The following is a 22,308-nucleotide window of genomic DNA, read 5'->3' as shown; positions in this document are numbered from 1 at the left end:
CCACACCGGTTAGCTTTAAAGATAGAGTTCATTTTAGATGGACTATCCTGAATGTAATATTGGATCCTCTGATATCCTTATAGAAAGAGTCCCGGCCATTTACCATATAGATAAAATCATCTTTTCCCGTTCGGTTCCTGAACGTTCGTTTTTGACAATCTCCAACAGCACGGGGGGCGCCATCCAATGGAATCCCGCTATAGGAGTTATTCCAGCAATCCTCTACCCATTCACCATGCATCCCCAACCTTGGGTATAGACCAAAATTATTGACATAGGACTTTCTGGTCATTTGCATTCCCTTGCCACTATTGATGACAAACCATGAGTCAGGCAGAGGCTCTGGTCCCTTAATGGCATACTCCCACTCTGATTCAGAGGGAAGGCGAAAATTTTTCCCGGTACTGCTGTTTAACCAGGATATATAGGTTTGAGTTCCATCCCAACTCACCAGTGCCGCACCATGACCCCGATTTTGCCCATCCAATGGTTCGCAAATCTTATTTTTTACACATTCATCCCAATCAGTTACCGTTATAGGCTCTTTGCTTATAAAGTAGTCATAGCCGATTGTGATTTTCTGTATTGGTCTTGGCCCATTCGCCCAAGGCCAATTCCCACCCTCGCCAATATTAAAACTCCCTGCCTGTACTTCAGCCATCGGCGGTACGTTGATGCCGGTGAAATAGCCATGTTGCCTGGTTACACATGCTGATATCAGTAAGATCAATGCTGTTGAAAGCATTCCTGTTAATTTTTTCATAGTAGAGCCAACGATTCCGCGCAAAGGGTTTGTTATGAATGAGTTATATTCACCTTTGGATTACGATGATAAAAGATCTTAATTAAACCTGCCGAAGTGATCATTTACGATACCAGAATAAACGTGCTCATTGATTGTTTATCTTCACTCTCTAAATAGCGACTATGAGGCGACCACCCTAAACACTCCAACCCCAAAAAACCGACTATATCTGTAAAACTTACTGAAACGTTACAGCTATTCTACTAATCCATCTACTCTACTCAACAAACTTCCTCCTTGCCGCACTTCACACCTCCGATTACAATCATCCTCGTGGTCAGGCTCCGAATTCATAACCTCTACCTAAAAGGACATAAAAATGACAAAGAGAATACTAGTCCCTGTAGCGGACGGAATTGAAATGGTCGAGGCCCTTGCCATCGTGGATGTTTTCAGAAGAGCAGGTGCAGATGTCGATATCGCTTCAGTCCATGACCTGGTTATAACCTCTTCTCATGGTGTGAAGATTCATGCAGATAAACGTATCAGTGACTGCATGGATGAAGAATATGATCTGGTAGTGGTTCCTGGTGGTATTCCCGGTGCTGAACATCTAAGAGACTCCAAACCACTTATCGATATCCTTAAAAAACAGAACAAGGCCAACAAGCTCTACGGCGCTATTTGCGCATCACCCGCGCTGGTTCTTGGTGAGAATGGTCTTCTCGAAGGTAAATCCGCCACCTGCCATCCCGGCTTTATCGGTGGCCTGAAAAGTGGCAAAACATCTGAGAAAAACGTAGTAATGGACCAAAACTGCGTAACCAGTCGCGGTGCTGGTACAGCTGTGGAGTTTTCCCTTGAGCTGCTGGGTATTCTAATGGGTGATGAGAAGAAGCAGGAGGTAGCCGCGGGAATGGTGGTTGAGGTTTAACAGTCCTGCTACGCTGAGAAACATGTTACCTCAATCTATTTCACTATCATTTTCTGTAAACGGGAAGTCACGGGTGAAGAGACAGGAGTGGGGTGTGTTTTAATAATTCTGGCTATTTTGCTTATTCAGAGTAAAAGCTCTATTGAAGATCAGAACAGACTTTTAATTTTCTCGTGGCCGGAATAAAGCATTACCCATTCAGGAGTTGAAACGACCTGCTAACCGGGGACATTTGGGATTCACTCTTTTTTCAGTATGTGAATCAAAACGCGGCAATAAATAGCGGGTCGTATCTGCTCAGACTACATTATGTGCCGGTGAATGTGGCCAGAACCTCCCCATTCTGGTCAAGAATTGTCATCGTTTCTTCCTCAATCGTAAAAAGCTCGGCATTATCGAGAGTCTCCAGAAAAAGGCTCTCCAGCTCATTCCCCTCAAAGCAGGCCAATCTGGTCTGAATCATCCTTTTAAAGAGCAATACATCACCACGCACCAGATATGTGCCGGAGATATCATTACAACCGGCAAACCCCTGAAGAGTGTTGTCCCTGCGCAAGATCAGGTAGGGAGCAGACCTGTATTCATAACCGGCCATATCCCTGTTTCCGATTGTCTCCAACGTCCAGACTGAGTCGGTAAGACTTTTACTTTGCTGCTCTCCCAGGCAATTTCCATTAAGATACAGACGGTTAAAATCATTTATCGTGATGCTGTCACCAAAACTTTCGCCTGTACCATGGATTGTCCCCGTAAATGATAGCAGTAAAGGTTCGCTCTGGTTATGCGGCATTCGCAGATACTCTTTTGCCATCCTTTCAAAATCACCAGATCTTGAAACACTGAACACTTCACCGCTGGAACACTCAATAATTGTCCCGCCGCTTTCGCTTAAACTGAACATTCCCAGCATCTTCACACTGTCGCTGAAGGGATCGTATCCAGGTGACCGGGTAAGCGTATAGGTGATAGGATCTTTACCCCGCTCGCTTTCCAGTTCCAGAAAAACCAGGGTATTATCATCAGCAACCACATAGGTTTTGAGCATGCCTTTCTGCTTGCCGAGAATTATCATTCTGCCGTCGCTGGAATATCGCCAGTTACGCATCTGCGATTCCACCTTCTTCACTCGCTGACCACTGGAAATGTAGGTTTTACGAAGCTGATAGAGCTGATCCGGGCGCAAATTCAGTACGATATCAACTCGAACGCAATCCTCGCAGGGAATAGAGCCGACAAAAGTGGCCGGCAGACTCAGCCTGGTGTATTGCACATACTGCGAAGATGGCTCCTGTAACTGCCCCTCTGCTACCTCGTCAGCAACCGGAGAACACCCCCAGAGCATCATCAGGAATATTGACACCCATAATGTAACTCCCCTGCTTGCTCTTCTCCCACCAGGATTCATCTTCCACCCCTTGTATTATTTATACCGGCCTTGTATTTTGTTCTCTGTATTAGTTTCTTATTCCATCGTAGTTTCAGAATAGCTCTTTTTCCAGAAGCTTCCCCACCCTTTTCTGTCTATCCTACCAGGATTGGCTGGTCTTGCCCGCTTCTTCTACTGTTATTAATCTTGACATCCCCGGCAATTATTGCTATTGGTTGGGCCAATATGACCCCTTGAGGAGGCTCCATGACCCAGAAAAGACACGACGAAATTGTCAGCCTGATCGAAGATCTCATCAGGACCGGAGAACTGGCCGCAGGTGACCGGATTCCCTCCGAGAGATACTTGGCTGAAAAATATCAGGTATCCCGCAATACGGTGCGCGAAGCGATAAAGGCACTGGCGGAAAAAGCTGTGGTTGTCAGCAGACGCGGTGCCGGTACCTTTGTTGCCGAAGGCGCCCTGAGCTGCATGATAGACGGTGTTACCAGAAAAAAACGTCGCATCAACGAGATTATCGAATTGCGTTCCATGCTCGAACCGCAGATAGCCGCGCTCGCCGCCAACCGCATAGACGACCAGACCCTGAAAGAGCTGGAAGAAATTTTAAACGTGCAGGCTGAGGCCGTGGCCAGCGGCCGGGACAGGGCTTCGTACGACGAACAGTTTCACAGGCTTCTTGTTCGCGCCACAGGCAATGGGGTACTGCTTGATATTTATGACACCGTTCATGACGTGTTGGCTGAGAGTCGCGTCAATGAGCTTCAGAGCCAGGAAAGAAGCGTGATGTCTCTGGGCTATCACCAACAGATATTCGATGCCCTGCAACGAAAATCTTCCGCCGATGCAGCCCGCCACATGCAGGAGCATATGGTACAGGTCGAACAGAACCTCGCCCATCTGACAGAAGAGCGGCCGCAGGATAAGTTCACAGCTATCAAGAAAACCCGATAACACTTCAACGCACCTTACACATAGAATTTAGACGTTTTTACTGCACCCCACCACCTTCGCAGGAAAACCCGTTAAATTGATAAAGGAGAATCAACGTGAAAGAGTATTACGATGTCGCCAGAGAGAAAATGAAAGGCTTTTGCCGTGTTTGTCCGCAGTGCAACGGCAAGGCCTGTGTAGGCCAGGTTCCAGGCATGGGGGGGCTTGGCACCGGTTCCTCCTTCGCCGCAAATGTTGAGGCGCTCGCGCGTTACAAATTCAACATGCGGCTGATTCATGATGTCACCGCACCGGATACCAGCATCGATTTTCTTGGCCAGAAACTCTCTATGCCTGTACTTGCTGCACCGATCGGTGGCGTGAGCTTCAACATGGGCGGAGGTATCAGCGAGGAAGAATATATAGATTCAGTAATCGGTGGTTGTCTCGCCGCCGGCACTCTCGGCTGTACCGGTGACGGTGTACCTGAATGGCTGCACAGCGCCGGATTTTCCGCCATCGAGAAAAACGATGGTAAGGGTATTCCTTTTATCAAGCCCTGGGAAAATGAAGAGCTCGACCAGAAAATTGAAAAGGCTGTCAAATCCGGCACCAAAATCTTTGGCATGGACATAGACGCAGCCGGTCTCGTTACCCTGCGCCAGATGGGCCGTCCTGTTTCCCCGAAAACCCCCGAGGCTCTCAAAAAGATCATCGACTCCACCTCCATGAAGTTCATCCTGAAAGGTGTAATGACCGTGGATGAAGCGAAGATGGCAGCCGAGATTGGTGTGGATGCAATCGTTGTCTCCAACCATGGTGGCCGCGTGCTCGACTTTGCCCCAGGCGCCGCAGATGTACTTGCATCTATCGCCGATGCCGTGAAAGGCAAGGTCACCATCATAGCCGATGGCGGTGTGAGAAGCGGTGGAGATGTGCTCAAGCTTCTGGCCCTCGGCGCAGACGCTGTCATGATAGGGCGCCCGGTCTCTGTTGCCGCAGTAGGCGGACTGCAGGATGGAGTTCAGGCATATCTTGAAAAGATTCGCGGTGAGTTGATCCAGACCATGGTTCTTACCGGCACAGCCAGCGCCGGCAACGTGAGCCGCGAAATCCTGGCTTAGCCAGTATTTTTTTTACAGGAGTATGTAAGTATGATGTTTTTTGCAATGTATCTCGGTGCCGGTGCAATTGCCGGGCTCATGGCCGGGCTTCTCGGTATCGGTGGAGGCATGGTCATAGTACCCATGCTTACATACACCTTTATTGCCCACGGCGTGCCCCATGAGTATGTACTGCATATGGCGCTTGGTACCTCGCTGGCCAGTATTGTCTTCACCTCACTTTCCAGTGTGCGGGCTCACCATAAGAGAGGGGCAGTGAACTGGCAGGCTGTAACCCGGATCACCCCGGGCATTCTCGCCGGAACCTTTTTCGGTGCCTGGATCGCAGCTCAGCTCTCTACCAATTTCCTGAAGATCTTTTTTGCGCTCTTTCTCATATTCGTTGCAACCCAGATGCTCATTGGTTTCAAGCCCAAACCCAACAGGACCTTGCCCGGCAGCGTCGGTATGTTTGGCGCTGGAGGTACCATCGGCATCTTCTCCAGCCTGGTGGGTATTGGCGGCGGCACCCTCTCGGTACCTTTTTTAAGTTGGTGCAATACCGAGATACGCAAGGCTATTGCCACTTCATCCGCAATCGGCTTCCCCATCGCCATCGCCGGAACAGCTGGCTATGTCGTTAACGGTATGGGGATCGACATCGCAGCTCCCCACCTTGGGTATATCCACCTGACGGGTCTGTTCGGTATCGTCCTAGCCAGTGTCTGCACCGCCCCAATCGGCGCCAGGCTGACCCATACCCTCCCGGTGGACAGATTGAAGAAGATTTTCTCTATTCTGCTTTACGTGGTAGGCACCAAGATGCTGATCGGTGGCCTGTAGAGCTTGAGCCGCCCCCCTTTCCTCGCCTGACAAAACGACCTGCTCTGCCGGATCAGTTTTGTCAGGCTTTTCATTTGTGCAAATCTAGCAATTTCGCACTCTCCAGCCCATTTACCTTGCCTTGCCCTCTTTTTTTGCGCTATCCTTTAGGAGCATGAGAGGCACCTGTATTTTTGCCCTCTCTATGCAATTTTGCAACGCTCTTGATGTGGACTGAATCAGATATCACGCCATAACCTCGGTGATATTGGAGAAAGTAATGGGATCATTGCCTGTCAAACGCATACATCACATTGAATTGCTCGTGGGAAACAGCCTCCAGTCCGCCTTTTTCTACCGGAAAGCGTTAGGGTTCAACCAGGTTGCCTACCTCGGACCGGAGACCGGCTTTCCAGATAGAGCATCGTATGTTCTGCAACAGGGCAGGGTGACTTTCGTACTCACCACCCCTTTGAACTATGCCGATTCCCGCAATATCTTCCTCACCCTGCACGGAGACAGTGTCGCAGACATTTGTTTTGAGGTGGACTCTGTAGATGGTGTTTTCCATGAGACAGTGGCACGCGGTGCCGAACCGTCCACCTTTCCCCATGACGTTGAAGATGGTAACGGCCGTATCCGCAGAGCCGCTATTCACACCTATGGTGACGTGGTGCACAGCTTTGTCTCTGTGAATAATTACAACGGGCCTTTTCTGCCCGGCTATCAGGCGGCGGAGCTTGCCGGGGAATCTGTCGGGATCAGCCGGATCGACCATGTCGTCGCCAATACCGAACAGCGCCAGATGGACAGGTGGTGTGACTTTTATAAAGAGGTGTTCGGCTTCCATCAGTTTGTCTCTTATGACGACAAAGACATCTCAACAGAATTCTCTGCCCTGCGTTCCAAGGTCATGGCCAACGATTCGCGCAATATCAAACTGCCGATCAATGAACCTGCCAGGGCTAAGCGGAAAAGTCAGATCCAGGAGTATATAGATTTTCACTATTCGGCAGGTGTTCAGCATATCGCTCTCTACTCCGCCGACATTGTAACAACTGTCAGAAAACTCAGGGGAAATGGCCTGCATTTCCTCTCGATACCAGATACGTACTATGACACTGTCTGGGACCGGGTAGGGACTATTAAGGAAGACAGAAAGGAAATCAGGGAAAACAACATCCTTATCGATCGCGACAAAAACGGCTATCTGCTGCAGATATTCACCAAACCCCTGCAGGACCGCCCTACACTTTTTTTCGAGGTTATCCAACGGGCGGGTTGTGAGAGTTTTGGTAAAGGTAACTTCAAGGCATTGTTCGAATCCATGGAAATGGAACAGAGGAGGCGGGGTAACCTGTAAGTACCTGGTAATAATTTTCTGGCCCACGAGCCAGGGTGATTTTTCTTGGGGGACTCATGGTTTTTTATCACAAGCTTGGCAAGATTCCACATAAGCGACATACCGTTTTTCGCAAACCGGACGGTTCGCTCCACCACGAACACCTTATGGGCACACTCGGTTTTGCAGGCATCAAGTCGTTGCTCTATACCCTGCGTCCGCCCACCCCCGTCAAGCGGGTTGAATTTGTAAAAGAACTGAAATGGGAAGTTGACCCAAACCTGATGCTGAAATTGCGTCTCTTTCATACCCACCGGCTCCCCACCGCCGGCCCAAGCCCTACTCTCGACCGCATCCCCCTGCTCTTTAATGATGATGTGGCGATTTCGTTTGCCCGGCCTGCCATGGACGATCCCTTCTTCTACCGTAACGGTGAGGGAGACGAAATAGTCTTTGTCACCCAGGGAGAAGGGGTTCTCGAGTCGCAAATGGGTGAGCTGGATTTCCGGCGAGGTGATTTTCTGGTGGTGCCTAAAGGTATCACCCACAGATACCGGTTCACCAATACCAAGAACATTTTTCTCATTATCGAAAGCCGCGGTTATATCCGGACACCTGAACGATACCGAAATTCCCATGGACAACTCCACGAGCATGCCCCTTTCTGCGAACGCGATATTCGTCCCCCCACCCTGCTCTATACCCATGATGAACGTGGGGAGTTCCCGATAATCGTCAAAGCGCAAAACGCATTACACCGGACCGTGCTCGACCATCACCCGATAGATACTGTGGGCTGGGACGGCTATTACTACCCCTGGGCCTTCAACATCTCCGATTTCGAGCCGATTACCGGCAGTATCCACCAGCCCCCGCCGGTACACCAAACCTTTGAGAGCGATGGTTTTGTAGTTTTTTCCTTTGTACCGAGATTGTTCGACTATCACCCCGAGGCCATCCCCGCGCCCTACAATCATTCCAACATCGGCTCTGACGAAATGCTCTACTACTGCAGTGACACATTCATGAGCAGAAAAGGTATAGAATTCGGCTCTATCACCCTTCATCCCGACGGTTTCCCCCATGGCCCGCATCCGGGAAAAGTTGAAGATTCTATCGGCAAAAAAGCGACTAAAGAGGAGGCAGTAATGATAGATACGTTCGAGCCCCTGCACGTTGCCAAAGGGCTACTCCCCTGCGAGGAGAGCGATTACCACCTTTCCTGGGTTGAAGAAGAACTATGAACCCAACATTTCGATCATTCATGACTTCGCTTATCGACTATGCAGGTCTTTTCCCGCCTGCCGCACTCGATATCAGCCATGCCGAAAAAGAGTACAGAAGCGCCCGGCAAAGCCCCCACGGATGGATGCTCGGCAGATTTATCATCTCTGCCGCCCGGCTCCAGGAATCAGGAATCGACAACTCGTTTCCCTTAAGTGTTCTGATCCCTCCGGACGGTGATTCCGCCGACTATGCCTTCTTAAAACGTTTTGGCGAGGTCATCAACGCAGTCGAGACCACCATCCCCGGCAATTGCCTCTCCCGGGATCGTTGCCTGGAACGTATTGTACGGCTGCACAACTTCCTGAAGTTAGCCGGGATAGGTGATGTGAAATTATTCTTTGAGAGTTCTGACCTCGAGACAGCAACAGATGCGTTGGCGATCTTTAACGGCAGTAACCGAGCGACATCCTCTTCCGCCCAGGCCGGTTTCAAACTGAGATGCGGTGGGGTTATGGCGAGCGCATTCCCGTCTGTGAAAAAAGTTGCCACCGCAATCACCCTTTGTAAGAAAAAGGATGTTCCCATCAAGTTTACTGCCGGACTGCACCATCCCTTACGCAATGTATCCTCAACTTTTGATATAATGCAGCACGGTTTTCTCAACATCTTTTTCGCCACTCTGCTTTACCAGGGAGAGGCCATTGAACAGCATGATATCTCCGCCTGTCTGACCGATGAAAACGACGGGAATTTCACTTTCGCCCCCGATGGCATTCATTGGCGTAACCACTTTCTGCCGCTGGCGGAACTGAAAAGATTCCGCACAACCAGAGTAATAAGCTTTGGCAGTTGTTCTTTTGCTGAGCCCCTTGAGGGGCTCAAAAATCTCGGTCTGCTTACTGATAACGTGAAGGCGTAACCCGAATATTTCGAATTGAACCAGATAGATTTTCTCATTACGTCATCATATACGAGGTAGTTGTGATCAAATGACAGCATCCACCGACCCGACATTGCGTTCCTTCGTTGATTATGACCAGCACAGTCATTTCCCAATCCAGAACTTGCCGTACGGGGTGTTTTCCCACGATGGCACGGCACGTATTGGAGCCCGCATCGGGGAGTTGGTATTGGATCTGGCCCTGCTTGAAACCGAGGGTTTCTTCGTACCTCTGCCAAGACTGTTCAACAGGAACTCGCTCAACCTCTTTTTCGCTGCAGGCCCCTCTGCCTGGAGCCAGGTTCGCACAATTATTTCACGGTTATTGAATGAGCAGGAACCAACGCTGCGCGATAATCATCAACTCCGTTCAAGCGCGTTGCTGCCTGTAAAGGATGTGACAATGCACCTCCCGGCAATTATCGGCGACTACACCGACTTCTATTCATCCAGGGAGCATGCCACCAACGTCGGCACCATGTTCAGGGGACCGGAGAACGCCCTCATGCCCAACTGGCTGCACCTGCCTGTAGCCTACCATGGCCGTTCAAGTTCTGTGGTGGTCAGTGACACCCCGATTCATCGGCCGGTGGGCCAGGTCAAGGCGGATGACAGCCCGATACCTGAATTTGCCGCCACCCGATCACTGGATTTTGAGCTTGAGATGGGTTTCTTTATCGGCCCTGGTTCCGCGCTTGGCAGGCCGGTCACCATGCAGCAGGCAATGGATCATGTATTTGGCATGGTGCTGGTAAATGACTGGTCGGCACGGGATATCCAGAAATGGGAATACCAGCCACTCGGCCCGTTCACGGCGAAGAACTTCGCCACATCCATCTCGCCATGGGTGGTTCCCATAGAAGCTCTTTCCCCATTCAGAAGGGACGCCCCGGTACAATCTCCCGAGGTTCTCCCGTATCTGCAAAGCCGGGAACGCTGCACCTACGATATCAACCTTGAAGTGTATATTGGCAATAATCGTGTCTGCCGAAGTAACTTCAGGAATTTGTACTGGACCATGAGTCAGCAGCTTGCCCACCATACCGCCACCGGCTGCAATATCCTGCCGGGAGACCTGATGGCATCCGGTACAATCAGTGGCCCCGAACCGGGAAGCTTCGGCAGTATGCTTGAACTCTCCTGGAAGGGGACTCAACCAGTTGCCATAGGCCAGGGAAAAACACGCACTTTTTTACAGGATGGCGACACTGTCACCATGACCGGCTGGTGCCAGGGTGACGGGTATCGCGTCGGGTTTGGCGAAGTTCGGGGGACAATTCTCCCACCATATTAACCACTCCTAACTCCTTGTATGTTGCGCCCATACTCCTACATAGTTTACTAAGTAACATATTTCGCTACATGACCGTAACAGATCGACCACTCCTTGGGACAATTAAACTACGAGCCCGTGTGTGAGCGCTGGTCGTTATGGTCCTTTCTGCTTAACCCGAACAGTTGCCGGGGCCTTACTAAGAGCCCGCATTTCACAAGGCTGGGAAACGGAAATCTAACATGGATCAACAGATATTTATTGGAATTGATGTATCAAAAACTAAGCTGGACATCGCCGTTCGGCCAACCAAGGAAAAATGGAGTACAGCCAATGCTCCAACGGAAATTTCCGCTCTGGTAAAACGCTTTGAGGAATTACAGCCTACATTGATTGTTCTTGAATCAACGGGCGGCCTTGAGATTCCCCTCGTAAGTGAACTTGCCAAGAAATTCCTACCCATTGTCGTAGTAAACCCCAGACAGGTGAGGGACTTTGCTAAAGCTACTGGCAAGTTGGCAAAAACAGATTCTATCGATTCTGAAATAATCGCTCGATTTGGTGAAGCTATTCGACCAGAACCTCGACCGATCAAAGACGAGCAAGCTCGAGAATTGGATGCTGTTCTAGTGCGCCGCAGGCAAATTGTGGACATGTTAACTATGGAAAAAAATCGCCTTAGATGCTCTACAAAACATGTTCGCAAAGATCTTGAAGCACATATCAAATGGCTGGAAAAACGTTTGCAAAACGTTGATGGGGATCTCCAAAAGCTCATCCAGCAATCAGATGTCTGGCGAGTAAACGATAAAATATTACAAAGCGTGCCAGGTGTAGGACCAGTATTGTCGCTTGCACTCCTAGCAGGCTTGCCTGAGTTGGGCCAACTCAACAGAAAAGAGGTGGCAGCACTGGCCGGAGTAGCTCCACTCAATCGAGATAGCGGCTTTTTTCGCGGTTCCCGAAGAATATGGGGAGGGAGAGCCCAGATAAGATCTGTCTTGTACATGGGGGCTTTGACAGCCGCACGCTGCAACCCTGTCATCAGGACTTTCCACGAGCAATTAATTGCTCGTGGAAAAAAGCCTAAGGTTGCTCTGACGGCATGCATGCGGAAACTCTTAACCATCCTAAATGTCATGGTGAGAAATCAAACCACTTGGTCGCCTACTTATGCTGAACAAAGATGATGAAATTTAAAACCCTTACCTCTGAGTCAGTTGCAGATTTCATCTGTACGATTAGGTTTGACTTTGAACACAGTTGCTCTCACCCCCCCTTCAAACAGTCATGGGCCAGAATACTGGAATAACAATCATCAACAGCGCCAATATCAATACGGTCAACGGCAAACCCAATTTGACATAATCCATAAATGAATAGCCGCCCGGTCCCATCACCAGCACATTTGCCGGATGTGAAATCGGTGAGGTGAAGCTCGAGGATGCCGCCATGGCGATACCCATCATCAGCGGGTATGGTGAGATGCCAAGCCCCGCCGAGGTCTGGAGGGCTATGGGCACCATAAGCACCACAAGCGCAGCAGTGGGAATAATGCTGGTTGCCGCAAAAGTGATCGACAGGAGCCCGAAGAGTACGCCATAAGGGCCGAAGGGACCCATAATTGTGATCACATTCTCTGCGACCATGGCCGCTGCTCCGGTTTTATCCAGAGCCACCCCCAGAGGCAACATCCCGGCAATAAGAAAGACAGCCTTCCATTCAATATAACGATACGCCTCATCCATGGTCAGGCATTTCGTGAGTACCATACACGCCGCACCGATCACCACTGCGATATATATCGGCACCCAGCCAAAAATCACCGGCAACAGCACGGCAGCCATAATAGCCAAAGCTGTTTTGGCTTTTTCCTCACGGGCCGGCTCCTGCATTGTCTCTGTCAGCACCACAAAGTCCGGTTCACGTCCCAGGACTGCCAGTTTTTTCCAGGAACCAAAGAGCAGGAGGGCGTCACCAAACTGCAGTTGCAGATCACGGAGACCCGTTCGAATAACTCTGCCCTTTCGCCACACTGCCAGCACATTGAGGCCGAACTTTTCACGAAAGTTTATCTCATCCAGAGTCTGGTCGTTGAGGTTGGAGTGGGGCGAAACAATCACCTCGAGCACACCGACCTTATCATCTTCGAGCAGGGAAATATCGTTTACTCCGTCCGTCCCCTTCTCAAACACCGCTTCCAGACCCTGCATCAACAGCACTGCAATCAGGTCTGACATGCCCGAAACAACAAGCATATCGCCTGCTTCGAAAATAGTGTCCGAAGCGGGAATGATGGCTTCACCACTCTCCCTGATGATTGAGAGGACCTGGACATCCAGGGCATCACCCAGCCTGCTCTCAGAAACAGACATGCCGAGCAGCCGGGAGCGATTGGGAACACGGAGGATTCGCACCTTCCTGCCCAGCGCATAATCCTCATGAATATCCGACAATCCCAGCACTACTGGCGCCATGATACCTTCGACTTGCACCAGTTCGCTGATTTTATCTGCCGGGCCATGGACAACTATCACATCACCCGCCCTGAGTTGCTGGGATTTTACATTGTATTCTATCCTCCGTTCAAACCTTCTCAACTCGAGAACATTGAGACCGAACATGTTTCTAAAGTTGAGCCCGGACAGGGTCTTGCCTATCCACGGGCTACCTGCCGCCAACTGAATTTCTGCGACCTTCATGCCATGTTCTATCAGAATGTTTTCCCTGCTCAGATCGCTGAGGGTGAGCAGTTGTCCCCAGTTATTCATCTCCTGGATACGATCCAGCCTCCCCTCTACGATCAGTTCATCATCCCCCATGATCTCATCGCTCGCTGCAGGGGCTAAAAAACTGCGTCTGCCCCGATTGATACCGACCACGTTCAGACCAAGTCTGGAACCAAGATGACTTGAAGCAAGGGTATGTCCCACCAGTGGAGAGTCTTTAGGAATATGAATGCGGAACAGACGTTCTTCCAGATGGTACTGCTCGAGCATCAGATTCACGTCTCCAGTACCAGCTGCCTCACCATCTGCCATGGCCGATTTCTCTGGCAACAATCGAATACCGACAAAGGTGATGAAGAGCATACCGCTCACCATCACGATGATACCCACCGGAGTAAAATCAAAGAGACCAAAAGGCGTGAGATCGTTGGCCCGAAGCGCTTCGGATACCAATATATTAGGCGGGGTACCGATCATGGTTGTCAACCCGCCCAACAGTGATCCGTAGGCCAGAGGCATGAGCATCCTTGAAGGCGGATGACCGGTCTTTCTACAGATATCCATCACCACCGGCAGCATCAGGGCCGCAACTGCCACATTATTCATAAAGGCTGAAAGCCCACCAGCCACAAACATAACGAGCAGAATCAGGCGACTTTCACCCTCGCCGGCAACCTTTAACAAATTCCTGCCGAGAATATTAGCGATTCCGGTGCGAGTAAGCCCGCCACTCAGGATAAACACTGCCCAGATAGTCACCACTGCCGGATTGCTGAAACCGGCAAGGGCTTCGGTGGGGCTCACCAAACCCGTCACCGCCAGTACACCAAGCACCAGCATAGCCAGCACTTCAAGCGGCATCACCTCTGTTACCAGCACCCCTATTACAACTATCAGGATTCCAAAAACTAATAGAATTTCAGCTGACATTTTTTGCTACTCTCCAGATTATATTTTGCCACCGGTTTTATAACTTCTTCACTTGCGAGCCAGGCATTCAGCTGTTTGCTGATTTCGGCAATCAGGACAGCAACCAAACAGTCGCAAGCATTTATAACCAGAAATATGAGATCAACAGGCGTACCCGGGCTGCAAGCAACGGGGGCAACCTATCATCCTGAAAAGAATGACCACAGGGGTACATACAGTGCTGATATATGATATACCCGGAAAGAGCTGAAAGTTATTATAAAATATTCGTGATGGCCTGATACGCAGGTATATCATTGATCCTTTATTGTCAAAAACAATTGCCTATGAAAGTGTACAAGTGTAAGTTCATGGGTTGTAATGAAAGACCGCACAGACTGCAGGACTCTCGATGCAGCCCCCCAGGTCATCGACACTCCATCGGACGCATGTAGATTCTGTTCAGCCCTGTTTTTTCACCCCGCGTCCAATTTATTCCTGAGGTTTTAAATGAATTCACGTTGTAAAAAATCTATCATATTTTTCACACTATTACAGTTTTTCCTGGTATCAGGTTCCCTTCCCGGCGCCAAGGCTGCACTTATCTCCACTCACACTATGATCGAGTCCGAGAAAGCACAGAGTACAGAAGCCACCAGGGAACAGATTCGCGAGATTTTGACCCACGACGATGTAACACAAGAACTGGTTCGCCTTGGCGTTGATCCGGCCAAGGCAGAAGAGCGTATTGCTGCGCTTTCTCCAGCCGAGCTGGAACAATTGCAATCAAGAATCGGAGAGCTGCCAGCAGGTGCCGGTGTAATTGAGGTTCTCGGCATCACCTTCCTGGTACTCCTTGTTCTCGATCTACTCGGCGTAACGAATGTGTTTAGTAAAATTTAAATGCTCAGACACTTATGCCTGATGGGTATAGCCGGCCTGATCGTGTTTCTGGCCGGCTGCAGCCATCACCCCAAACTGGTCACCGACTTCAACCAGCCCCAAACAATAGAACTTACGACCACCCCGTTCTTTCCCCAGGAAGAATATCAGTGCGGTCCAGCCGCCCTGGCAACGTTGCTGGTCAGTTCTGATGTTATCACCCTACCTGACCTTCTTGTCGATGAAGTGTATATTCCCGGCCGCCAGGGCTCCCTGCAGCTGGAAATAATTGCCACCACGCGCCGACATGGCCGCATTCCCTATGTCATCGAACCGACGCTTGAGGCAATCGCCGACGAAATAGCTACGGGCCGTACCGTTTTGGTGCTGCAAAACCTCGGTTTGAAAACGCTTCCTGCCTATCACTACGCTGTAGTAATAGGCATTTCCGACCAGGATGAATTCATACTCCGATCCGGTACCACTGAAAGACTCATGATCAGCAAAAAGAAATTCTGGAGGAGCTGGCAGAGGGCTGAAAGCTGGGGCATTGTAGCGCTCAAGCCTGGGGAGATGCCGGCTGACGGCAATGTGGAGAAGTATATGAGTGCGGTATCTCAAGCTGAAGAGTCAGGCAATATGCGACTTGCCGAGAAAAGCTATATCGCCTTCCTGCAAAGCCAGCCGGACAATCGTACAGCGCTCTTTGGTCTTGCCAACACCATGTATGGCAAAGAGCAGTACCGGGCTGCGGCAAGATTCTATAAACAGCTACTCGACCAGGAGCCGGAAAACCCGGCGGTGATCAATAATCTCGCCGAGTCACTCGCTGCCATGCAATGCTACGGGCAGGCTCTGGAGCTTATCGATATCTTTCTCTGTTCAGGGTTTGAACGAAAGCACCCGCACTCCAGGATGACTGAACATCTCCGGAACACCAGGGCGGAGATCAGCATTAAACACGAATCCCGAAAAAGTAAAAACTGCAGTGAGATAATTTCCATTGAGGAGATGTAACTCACAAACTATTTCAGCAGTATCATTTCGAGGTGTGCCGGAACATCACTCCTCGAAATGATACAACCTGGACAATCAGCCTTTCCGGCCAAATTTTTCCTTGTGGCAAAATTCAGACAACTCGCGACGCTTTGGAGGTGAAGGTGCGTGATCAGGATAGCCCATAGGCAACAGAGCAACCACTTCGTACTCATCAGGTATCTCTAATAGAGCGTTAACCTTGTCATGATCGAATGAACCGACGATAACCGAGCCCAACCCCTCTTCATGGGCAGCCAGGCAAATGGTCTGGGTAAGCAGACCGAGATCGAACATCAGCCAGTCACCAAATTTGGTCGACTTTGTTCCCTTGTAATAACCTGATTTTTCCTTCTCTCCACAGATTGCCAGGGTCAGTGGCCCCTTTGCGATCGCCAGAGTTGCCGGGTTTTTGGGTGACAGTTCTGCACCGAGTTTCTCCAATGTCTCTGGAGATTCAACAGCAACAATTTCCCAACACTGGGTATTCGCCCACGAGGGACTCCAGCGCGCTGCCTCCAGGATTCTTGCCAGCTTGTCCTCTTCTATCGACCTGGATTCAAAGCGTCTGATACTTCTTCGTGCCATTGCTGTTTCCATGAAGCTCTGCATGCATCTCCTCCTTGCTGTTGTCTTTCATATTCCCTGCATCACACAGCCAGGGCACCTTTACTCCAGGAGCCATCAGCTCCGTCATCCGTCTTTGCAACCTATCTGCCGGGTCTGGCCAGTCTCCCCCTTGACCAGGAGAAGTATACACCTAGGATACAGAGGAAACCGGAGATCACAAAAATTATCTCAATACTTGCCAGGAAACGATCGTAGTTTTCCGGTGCGATCGCCTCACGCCCAACCAGTAGAGCCAGAACCACTGTGGCAAGAGCCATGGAACACATCTGTCCCAACAGCCTCATGGTTGCCACCAGCCCCGAAGCCAACCCATAATGACGCTTTTCCACCGCACCCATCATGGCGCTCATATTGGGCGAACTAAACAGGGCGAAGCCAGTGCCCAGAAAAATAAGATTGGCAATAATCAGGCCAACGGGGGTTGTCTCGCCCAACCTGCTGAATAACAGGACGCCAATAGCGGTAATAGTCATGCCTGCGGTGGCAAGTATCCTCGGTTCGATACGATCGGAGAATCTGCCAGCCAACGGTGAGAGCAGGGCCATCATTACCGGCTGTGCCATCAGCACGCTCCCGGCCGCCTGGGGGGACATGCCCTTGATGAACTGCAGATACAGGCTAACCATAAATGTTATGCCGAATGTAGCCGAATAATTCAACAACGCGGCGTAGCTTGAATAGGCAAATACCTTGTTGATTGAAAAAAGCTCTATATGGAAAAGCGGCATGCTTGAGCGTTTTTGCTGCCAGATGAAAAAGACTAACCCCAAAAGCCCTGAAATTGAAAGAATAATCCCGGTCAATTCAGGCAACTTTGTTGCGCCGTAGACAAAAGCGATGATGGAGAAACCGTAGTAAAAGGAACCCGGCACATCAAGTTTTTCTCCTTTTGCGCCGTACCACTCCCCCTTCAAATGCCTGAGTGTCATATAAAGAGAGAAGGCGCCAAACGGTGCCATCAACAAAAATATAGCCCGCCAACCGAGATAGTGCGTGATGTAGCCGCCGGCAAAAGGTCCCATTGATAAACCGACATAGACTGCCGATACATAGATACCAATGACCCGCCCGCGCTTTTGCGGCGGAAAAATTGAGGTAAGGATCGCCATGCCCGTGGTCACGAACAATGCCCCGCCAATCCCCTGAATCACCCGCATGGAAATCAGCATGGCAGCTGAATTGGCAAAGGCTGCCAAAGTGGCGCCGACGGTATAAATAGCCAGGCCCACGGCAAAGATACGCTTTCTGCCATGGATATCGGCAAGTTTTCCCGCAGGCAGCAGGAATACGGCTATGGCGAGCAGATAGGATGTAGCAATCCAGCTCAACTCCACCGCGTCCATCCTGAGATCCTGCTGAATCACGGGCAGGGCAACATTGACCGAGGATATCATAAACGGCCCGATAAACGAGGTCAGCGTTGCTACCAGAAGCGCCGAGCGCTCCCGGGTCGTCTGTACAACCGCACTCTTATCGTCTTTACCCATCGTTTCCTCGCATGATCTTTTGTTACACCAAATCACCACACCCAGGCAACAAGCACGTACCTAACAACTGGAAATTATACTCTAACACAAATGCTCACAAGCTTTTTCTCTCGCTATGCTTAACAGTTAGCCGGATATCTTTTTTGTAATGCAGACGTCACAAGCTTCGATATTTTTCCTGCCAAACACTCCTGACTCCTGCTACTGCAAAAGGAGTAAAGCAGATGTGCTCCCCGACAGATCTCCCGTTGCCATCATTGTGAAAGAGCAGAGACCCAATTAAAAGCCACTACCTGAAATCAAACGAGTTGTCTTTCTCTCGACAAAGTATTTATGAGAATTCGGTTGACCTCAGCTATTGTCCAAGCTGGTGAGAGCTTTGTAAAGGGGGCACCCCTCCTCCACGGGCAGGCCTGATCTGTAACGGGACAATAGCCTCCCTGAACGCTCTGCCAGCATTCTCCTAACCTCTCGTCTCTTACCCTTTATACGGGCAATGGACATGTTATCATAACTGGTCGTCTGGTGACGCATCCAGGCAATTACAGCCGCCTGCACTCTCTCTGCCAACGATATACGCTCGGTTCTGGCAACAGTACCTGAACCTACAGGAGTTGCATGGGCCGCTACAGCCCTGGCCAGATTTTCAGCATGCTGCCGATAATCAGGATGAAAGTTGAGAAACTGCAAGGTAGCAGCATAAAATTCGTCGACATATTGATTATGTTTCCGCTCTTTTCGCTTTAAATCCGTAGTACGCTTTCTGGCATATTCAGGTGTGGAACGCTTTGCTTCAAGCTCCTCTGTTGCGGTATCGATATTCGCAGCGGGTGCCCAGATACCTTTGGATATCTTGCGGCGCCCTCTTTGCACCTGCACCTGCCAGCTGGGCCCCATTTTCTTCACATTACGGGTGAGCGGAGCATCCCCCGCCCCGAGAAACTTCCAGTCTGCCGGGGGGGTAAGTACATTATCTTCTTCTGAGATTACTGTGCCTTTTTTAAAGCCGGGTTGTACTATTCTATTCTGATGAGGCATGGGTAGAGTATTTGTCTCCAATACAAGAAAGAGATTTTTTGCGTCACTTGTTACTGACGGTGAAAATGTGTGGACTGATACAGTTAACGTTCAGACATTACCAGCTTGATAGCCAACGCTCCGAAAATCGTTCCGGCAGTTCGGTTGAGTATCCTGCTGGCCCGTTCCGATTGAGCGAGCCATTCGCCAAATGATCCCGCCAAAAGAGCAACTGCCCCAAAAATAAGGATGGTTGAAACAATAAAGAGCGCTCCAAGCATCAGCATCTGTGGAATAATCGGCCCATGAGCGGGGCTGGCGAATTGCGGCAGAAATGCCAGAAAGAAGATCGAAACTTTCGGGTTGGTGATATTCATAATCACCCCCCGTCCATAGAGACGTCGGTACTGGAGTTTTTCCACCCTGCCCGGACCACCTGCGGCACCGCTCGCCCTAAAGGACATCACCGCCAGATAAATCAAATACGCCGCACCGATATATTTCAGAATATTGAAAGCCAACTGCGAAGTCTGGAAGATTGCAGCAACCCCCATGCTCACCGCCGCGGTATGCACCAGTACACCGGTGCAAAGGCCAAAGGTCACAACAATGCCGGCCTTTTTACCGTGCTGCGCCGACTGCGCCAAAACAAAAAGATTATCCGGCCCTGGGGCCATGGCCAGCAGAATTGACGAAGTAAAAAACAGCAAGATAACATCGAACGGTAACATGAACGTCTCCTAGGAATCCTGTATCAACAAAAAGGGCGGAAAGGGTTTCCCCAATCCGCCCAACCATTTCACATTGAATTGGTAAGAATATTCTGCTTTTTCAAAATCTGTCCAGGGGACGCCATATTCGAAGTTTTTACCGATGGACTACAGCATTACTCTGTCCATTGGTGAAATACTAAAGGAGATGCGTTCCCTGGCTGATTTATACTTAGATGAGGCTGCGAACCTTAGCCTTAATATCATCCGCGCCCATACCCTGATGCGGAATCTGCTCGCTCAGGCCGCCATGGCCGATCTTGCAGCTACCCATGGTGCCCAACTTAGGCGCCAGACCGCGCTCGAGCAGCCAGGTACCGAAACGGGAACCAAGGCCGGTCTTGGCATTCTGGGTCTCGACGGTGACAACAAAGCCGGACTTACCGATCTTCGCCATCATTTCCTCATCGACAACGTTGAGGGTCGGCTTGTTGATCAGGCCGACATCGATGCCTTCAGCTTTAAGTTGCTCGACCACGTCGAGGCAACGGTACAGCATCTCACCATAGCTGACGATATATCCGGCAGAACCTTCACGGACAACCTCGTCTTTGCCGGGCACGAAGGTGTACCCCTCATCGTAGAGTTTGCTGCCCTCTTCATTTAAGATCCAGGGAGTAGCGGAGCGGGTGGTGTAAACAAAGCGCAGACCCGGATCATTGAATACCGCGTTCAGCATGGATTTCAGCTGCAGGGTATCGGCCGGGAAATAGAGACGGGTGGTATCACCTTCGGCCAGAGCGTTGTCTGCATAGAAATTGTTGATACCGAAATGGCAGGTATTATCCGCCATATCGTCAACGCCGGAGTGAGAAAAGTGTGCCAGCACATTAGCCTTGTTCAGGCGCGCCATGGTGATCTCGGAGATGACCATTTCCTGGAATGCGGCGAAGGTGCCGAAGATTCCCTGACGCCCGGCCTCGGAGCCGAAACCGGCCGCAACAGAGTAATTGTTGCGCTCCATGATACCACCGGTCACGTACACTTCCGGATAGTTTTTACGGATATGATGCAGGCCGCAGGAACCTTCCAGATCGGAGTCTACCACCAGAACTTTCTGGCTGATATCTTCCATACCACCAAGGATCTCGCAAACCACTTTACCGAAGTCGTCACGGCATTTGCCCATTTCGGGAGTGGAACCGATATAGGTCTGCTTGGTCTTGTCCACCTTGAAGGTCTCAAGCACCTCCACAGCCTCATCGTAATTACGCTCTTTGAGATAATCGATAGCCAGGTTGACCGGAATAACGTCGTGACCTTTCGGCAGTCCCTCGATTCCGGGAACGCCAACAGCCATAAGGCGGCGGTTTACCAGGGCAACCGGGCCGTCCGCTACCATTGCCTGCTGTATGCGACCGAAGAGTGCATCCAGATCTTCACCGTCACCGGCGTTCACCTCAAGGCCATGGCCTTCAAGGGTTTTCACCAGATCATAGCCCTTCATGTACTGGGTCGGATGACCGGCGATGGTGACATCGTTATCATCGAGCATCAGCTTCACGTTCAGATCGCGCATCACCGCATAACGGGCGGCCTCGGAATCGTCACCTTCCATCTGGGAGCCGTCGGAGCCGAACATTACCACGATCTTTTCCTTGTCAGCCTCGGCAACACCGTTCACATAGCTCCACATATGGCCAAGACGACCGGAAGAAAAGAACACCCCTTCCTCATCCTCACGCTCAGGATGACCGTAATATCCTTTGTCATATTCGCGGTAATGAAGCAGAGATTCCACTTCGCGATGACCGTTCAATACAGCCATCATGTACTGGATAGCCACCCGGTGACCAGCCTCATCGAAATATACAGGGTGAACCTTATCGGAACCCTTCATGAATCCGTCGATAATCAGCAACTCCGGCACGATATCGTATGCACCGCCAGTATGTCCGCCAAGACCTTTGACATTTGCAAGAGCGGTAAAAAATATCAGACTGTCACGAACGATGCGGATGTTTTCCTGTAAGGTCGCACGCTGTTCGCCTGTCAGTTCTGTCTGGTTCAGATCCAACCGTAGCGGAGTGTAGCCACTTAAATCAATCGGGAATTTCATTTCTTTCCTCCAGGGAAGTTCAACTCAAAAAGGGGTATTCGAGGTTTATTCGTTATAGGAATGTCGCAGCAAATTATTTAGCCT

The 22,308-nt window shown here is 50.4% G+C and carries 19 protein-coding genes; 11 read left to right on the top strand and 8 right to left on the bottom strand.

Going from position 1 to position 22,308, the window contains the following annotated elements; genetic code table 11:
* Nucleotides 1-28: 28 nt before the first annotated feature.
* Entirely contained in the window at nt 29-763 is a 735-nt protein-coding gene (locus FCL45_RS04710; RefSeq protein ID WP_136797205.1) for a formylglycine-generating enzyme family protein, read from the bottom strand.
* Between the two features lie 361 nt (nt 764-1,124).
* Here FCL45_RS04710 and FCL45_RS04705 point away from each other — a divergent pair, with 361 nt between their 5' ends.
* Nucleotides 1,125-1,679: a DJ-1 family glyoxalase III gene (locus FCL45_RS04705; RefSeq protein ID WP_136797207.1), complete on the top strand. Its 555-nt coding sequence runs from the start codon at nt 1,125-1,127 to the stop codon at nt 1,677-1,679.
* Between the two features lie 307 nt (nt 1,680-1,986).
* On the opposite strand, the gene FCL45_RS04700 is transcribed toward FCL45_RS04705, so the two are convergent.
* Complete coding sequence (locus FCL45_RS04700) at nt 1,987-3,039, bottom strand: META domain-containing protein (protein ID WP_167495754.1); 1,053 nt, start codon at nt 3,037-3,039, stop codon at nt 1,987-1,989.
* Between the two features lie 273 nt (nt 3,040-3,312).
* On the opposite strand from FCL45_RS04700, the gene FCL45_RS04695 reads away from it, so the two are divergent.
* The 8 genes from FCL45_RS04695 to FCL45_RS04660 all read left to right on the top strand — a co-directional run bounded on the left by FCL45_RS04695 (nt 3,313) and on the right by FCL45_RS04660 (nt 11,896).
* Entirely contained in the window at nt 3,313-4,020 is a 708-nt protein-coding gene (locus FCL45_RS04695; RefSeq protein WP_136797211.1) for a FadR/GntR family transcriptional regulator, read from the top strand.
* Nucleotides 4,021-4,115: 95 nt separating this feature from the next.
* Complete coding sequence (locus FCL45_RS04690; protein WP_136797213.1) at nt 4,116-5,123, top strand: alpha-hydroxy-acid oxidizing protein; 1,008 nt, start codon at nt 4,116-4,118, stop codon at nt 5,121-5,123.
* A gap of 30 nt (nt 5,124-5,153) precedes the next feature.
* Nucleotides 5,154-5,945 (top strand): sulfite exporter TauE/SafE family protein, encoded by a 792-nt coding sequence (locus tag FCL45_RS04685; protein ID WP_136797215.1) that lies wholly within the window; start codon nt 5,154-5,156, stop codon nt 5,943-5,945.
* 259 nt (nt 5,946-6,204) lie between these two features.
* Complete coding sequence (gene hppD, locus FCL45_RS04680) at nt 6,205-7,287, top strand: 4-hydroxyphenylpyruvate dioxygenase (protein ID WP_136797217.1); 1,083 nt, start codon at nt 6,205-6,207, stop codon at nt 7,285-7,287.
* A gap of 56 nt (nt 7,288-7,343) precedes the next feature.
* Nucleotides 7,344-8,510 (top strand): homogentisate 1,2-dioxygenase, encoded by a 1,167-nt coding sequence (locus tag FCL45_RS04675; RefSeq protein WP_136797219.1) that lies wholly within the window; start codon nt 7,344-7,346, stop codon nt 8,508-8,510.
* Complete coding sequence (locus FCL45_RS04670) at nt 8,507-9,412, top strand: hypothetical protein (RefSeq protein ID WP_136797220.1); 906 nt, start codon at nt 8,507-8,509, stop codon at nt 9,410-9,412. The genes FCL45_RS04675 and FCL45_RS04670 overlap by 4 nt, the downstream gene beginning before the upstream one ends.
* Before the next feature lie 70 nt (nt 9,413-9,482).
* The gene (fahA, locus tag FCL45_RS04665) at nt 9,483-10,727 is read left to right on the top strand and encodes a fumarylacetoacetase (RefSeq protein WP_136797222.1); all 1,245 of its coding nucleotides are present in this window, start codon (nt 9,483-9,485) and stop codon (nt 10,725-10,727) included.
* Between the two features lie 221 nt (nt 10,728-10,948).
* Nucleotides 10,949-11,896, top strand: coding sequence for an IS110 family RNA-guided transposase (locus FCL45_RS04660; protein ID WP_136800054.1), 948 nt, complete (start codon nt 10,949-10,951; stop codon nt 11,894-11,896).
* A 90-nt stretch (nt 11,897-11,986) separates the two neighbouring features.
* On the opposite strand, the gene FCL45_RS04655 is transcribed toward FCL45_RS04660, so the two are convergent.
* Nucleotides 11,987-14,365, bottom strand: coding sequence for an SLC13 family permease (locus tag FCL45_RS04655; RefSeq protein WP_136799180.1), 2,379 nt, complete (start codon nt 14,363-14,365; stop codon nt 11,987-11,989).
* Between the two features lie 489 nt (nt 14,366-14,854).
* Here FCL45_RS04655 and FCL45_RS04650 point away from each other — a divergent pair, with 489 nt between their 5' ends.
* Together FCL45_RS04650 and FCL45_RS04645 are read left to right on the top strand one after the other, a co-directional pair.
* A complete protein-coding gene (locus tag FCL45_RS04650) occupies nt 14,855-15,247 on the top strand; it encodes a PA2779 family protein (protein ID WP_136799179.1) in 393 nt (130 codons plus the stop codon).
* The gene (locus FCL45_RS04645) at nt 15,248-16,243 is read left to right on the top strand and encodes a PA2778 family cysteine peptidase (protein WP_136799178.1); all 996 of its coding nucleotides are present in this window, start codon (nt 15,248-15,250) and stop codon (nt 16,241-16,243) included.
* A gap of 75 nt (nt 16,244-16,318) precedes the next feature.
* Here the strand turns inward: FCL45_RS04645 and FCL45_RS04640 are convergent, their stop codons facing one another.
* From FCL45_RS04640 to FCL45_RS04620, 5 genes are all read right to left on the bottom strand, one after another.
* Nucleotides 16,319-16,873 (bottom strand): nitroreductase family protein, encoded by a 555-nt coding sequence (locus FCL45_RS04640; protein WP_136799177.1) that lies wholly within the window; start codon nt 16,871-16,873, stop codon nt 16,319-16,321.
* A gap of 98 nt (nt 16,874-16,971) precedes the next feature.
* Nucleotides 16,972-18,378, bottom strand: a complete 1,407-nt coding sequence (locus tag FCL45_RS04635; protein WP_136799176.1) for an MFS transporter — start codon at nt 18,376-18,378, stop codon at nt 16,972-16,974.
* Nucleotides 18,379-18,729: 351 nt separating this feature from the next.
* Nucleotides 18,730-19,416, bottom strand: a complete 687-nt coding sequence (locus tag FCL45_RS04630; protein WP_136799175.1) for a DUF2293 domain-containing protein — start codon at nt 19,414-19,416, stop codon at nt 18,730-18,732.
* Between the two features lie 83 nt (nt 19,417-19,499).
* Entirely contained in the window at nt 19,500-20,126 is a 627-nt protein-coding gene (locus tag FCL45_RS04625; RefSeq protein WP_136799174.1) for a LysE family translocator, read from the bottom strand.
* 211 nt (nt 20,127-20,337) lie between these two features.
* Nucleotides 20,338-22,224 (bottom strand): transketolase C-terminal domain-containing protein, encoded by a 1,887-nt coding sequence (locus FCL45_RS04620; RefSeq protein WP_136799173.1) that lies wholly within the window; start codon nt 22,222-22,224, stop codon nt 20,338-20,340.
* Nucleotides 22,225-22,308: the final 84 nt, after the last annotated feature.

The organism is Desulfosediminicola ganghwensis (assembly GCF_005116675.2).
Lineage (GTDB): Bacteria > Desulfobacterota > Desulfobulbia > Desulfobulbales > Desulfocapsaceae > Desulfopila > Desulfopila ganghwensis.
This window is presented reverse-complemented; position numbering and strand designations above follow the sequence as displayed.

Coding starts and splice junctions, on each gene's coding strand:
- FCL45_RS04710 (WP_136797205.1), bottom strand. CDS start 763: ATGAAAAAATTAACAGGAATGCTTTCAACAGCATTGATCTTACTGATA.
- FCL45_RS04705 (WP_136797207.1), top strand. CDS start 1,125: ATGACAAAGAGAATACTAGTCCCTGTAGCGGACGGAATTGAAATGGTC.
- FCL45_RS04695 (WP_136797211.1), top strand. CDS start 3,313: ATGACCCAGAAAAGACACGACGAAATTGTCAGCCTGATCGAAGATCTC.
- FCL45_RS04685 (WP_136797215.1), top strand. CDS start 5,154: ATGATGTTTTTTGCAATGTATCTCGGTGCCGGTGCAATTGCCGGGCTC.
- hppD (WP_136797217.1), top strand. CDS start 6,205: ATGGGATCATTGCCTGTCAAACGCATACATCACATTGAATTGCTCGTG.
- FCL45_RS04675 (WP_136797219.1), top strand. CDS start 7,344: ATGGTTTTTTATCACAAGCTTGGCAAGATTCCACATAAGCGACATACC.
- FCL45_RS04670 (WP_136797220.1), top strand. CDS start 8,507: ATGAACCCAACATTTCGATCATTCATGACTTCGCTTATCGACTATGCA.
- fahA (WP_136797222.1), top strand. CDS start 9,483: ATGACAGCATCCACCGACCCGACATTGCGTTCCTTCGTTGATTATGAC.
- FCL45_RS04660 (WP_136800054.1), top strand. CDS start 10,949: ATGGATCAACAGATATTTATTGGAATTGATGTATCAAAAACTAAGCTG.
- FCL45_RS04655 (WP_136799180.1), bottom strand. CDS start 14,365: ATGTCAGCTGAAATTCTATTAGTTTTTGGAATCCTGATAGTTGTAATA.
- FCL45_RS04650 (WP_136799179.1), top strand. CDS start 14,855: ATGAATTCACGTTGTAAAAAATCTATCATATTTTTCACACTATTACAG.
- FCL45_RS04645 (WP_136799178.1), top strand. CDS start 15,248: ATGCTCAGACACTTATGCCTGATGGGTATAGCCGGCCTGATCGTGTTT.
- FCL45_RS04640 (WP_136799177.1), bottom strand. CDS start 16,873: ATGCAGAGCTTCATGGAAACAGCAATGGCACGAAGAAGTATCAGACGC.
- FCL45_RS04635 (WP_136799176.1), bottom strand. CDS start 18,378: ATGGGTAAAGACGATAAGAGTGCGGTTGTACAGACGACCCGGGAGCGC.
- FCL45_RS04630 (WP_136799175.1), bottom strand. CDS start 19,416: ATGCCTCATCAGAATAGAATAGTACAACCCGGCTTTAAAAAAGGCACA.
- FCL45_RS04625 (WP_136799174.1), bottom strand. CDS start 20,126: ATGTTACCGTTCGATGTTATCTTGCTGTTTTTTACTTCGTCAATTCTG.
- FCL45_RS04620 (WP_136799173.1), bottom strand. CDS start 22,224: ATGAAATTCCCGATTGATTTAAGTGGCTACACTCCGCTACGGTTGGAT.